The sequence below is a fragment of the Mesobacillus boroniphilus JCM 21738 genome (genome assembly GCF_000517385.1).
In the GTDB taxonomy this organism is placed as follows: domain Bacteria; phylum Bacillota; class Bacilli; order Bacillales; family Cytobacillaceae; genus Mesobacillus; species Mesobacillus boroniphilus.
In genome coordinates this window covers 1-1,421 of sequence record NZ_BAUW01000209.1, presented here as the reverse complement: position 1 = coordinate 1,421, position 1,421 = coordinate 1, and the positions used below count along the sequence as shown (strand labels likewise).

Here is a 1,421-nt window from a genome sequence, read left to right as displayed (position 1 = left end):
AGTTATTAACATTAATGTTAAATATAACCTTTAATATGTATAAAAAAATCCTTATAATTAGTAGGAAGGTCAATGTCCTGTCCAAATCCTAATTATAAGGAGATCATATGGACAAGAATAACACAAAATCAGTATTTAATAAATACCTTCATCCGTTGGGTGAAGGGGTATTAATAAAAATGGCTGAACAATTTGAACTTGATAAGTATGTAAAAAAACTTAAGATCATACCTTTTGTAAAACTGTTTACCTACGCACAATTAAAACGAATTTCTAGTTTAACTGATATTAGTTTTGAGTTAAACAAGGATTCCAAACTCCAGAAAGAAATTGGATTAAAGTCGATTAGTAAATCCCAATTGTCAAGGAAGTTAAGTGACATTTCCCCTTCTATTTTTGAGGCCGTACTGAGACATCTCATACAGCAGGTACGTCAAATATATGGAGTTGGCAAAGGGAATCAAAAGCTTAGAAAGCTGCATCTTATCGATTCATCAACAATCACTCTTAGTCTTAAAGAGCATCCTTGGGCACCTAAGAATCGTTTTACTTCTGGTATCAAACTGCATACGCGCGTGGTGTTCCATGATGATGTTACATACTTAGATGATCTAATTATTACACCTGCAAGACCATCTGATGTAGCACAGTTAGATGCTCTCTTAGTCAATATACCTGGTACCTTCCATGTTTTTGATCGAGGGTATTTTGACTTCAAGAAGTTCGACAGACTCTGTTCAGAAGGAATTCGGTTTGCCACACGGATTAAGGAGAACACAGTGGTTGAAGTGGTTGAAGAAGTTCCTGTGCCAAAGAACTCATCCATTCTAAGAGAAGCTGTTGTTATTCTGGGGAAGATGAAACATCCCCTTCGTTTGATAGAAACAGTCGATAGCGAAGGAAAACAGATCCAAATTATTATTAATGATGCAAAAATCCCGGCAGAGGAAGTAAGTACTATTTATCGGGATCGCTGGAAAATAGAGTTGTTTTATAAGTGGATGAAACAGCATACGGTATTAAAAACGATGTATGGTAAAAGTCAAAATGCAGTACATAACCAAGTTATATGGCGATGATTGCCTTTTGTTTAACTCTATTATTACAGGCTGATTTAGGGTTTAAAGGTACCTTATTAGTATTAAAAAAGCATATTGCAAAATTTGTATTAAATAACTATCCTGAATTTAAGGAGGAATTATTTAAGCCTCCTTCAAGACGCTCTGCAGGAAGAAAAAGGTATGATCATGAACAAGTATTTAAAGAAATAGTGATGGGGGTGGAAGCAGGAGAATTTAGAGAATAATAATTAATCATAAATAAGTGTAAAAATATGGATAAAGGACACCTTCAATGATGTCACTTTATCCTTTTTTTCTTTTCTCGGGGATTCTGTAAGTCAGAATATTCAATAATTTTAA

Annotated in this window: 2 protein-coding genes; both read left to right on the top strand. The window is 34.1% G+C overall.

Annotated elements, in window-relative coordinates:
- Positions 1–107 precede the first annotated feature (107 nt).
- Positions 108–1,079, top strand: coding sequence for an IS4 family transposase (locus JCM21738_RS21810; protein ID WP_052019866.1), 972 nt, complete (start codon positions 108–110; stop codon positions 1,077–1,079).
- Positions 1,070–1,306, top strand: coding sequence for a hypothetical protein (locus tag JCM21738_RS22870; protein ID WP_052019864.1), 237 nt, complete (start codon positions 1,070–1,072; stop codon positions 1,304–1,306). Before JCM21738_RS21810 ends, JCM21738_RS22870 begins: the two co-directional genes overlap by 10 nt.
- The last annotated feature ends 115 nt before the right edge of the window (positions 1,307–1,421 follow it).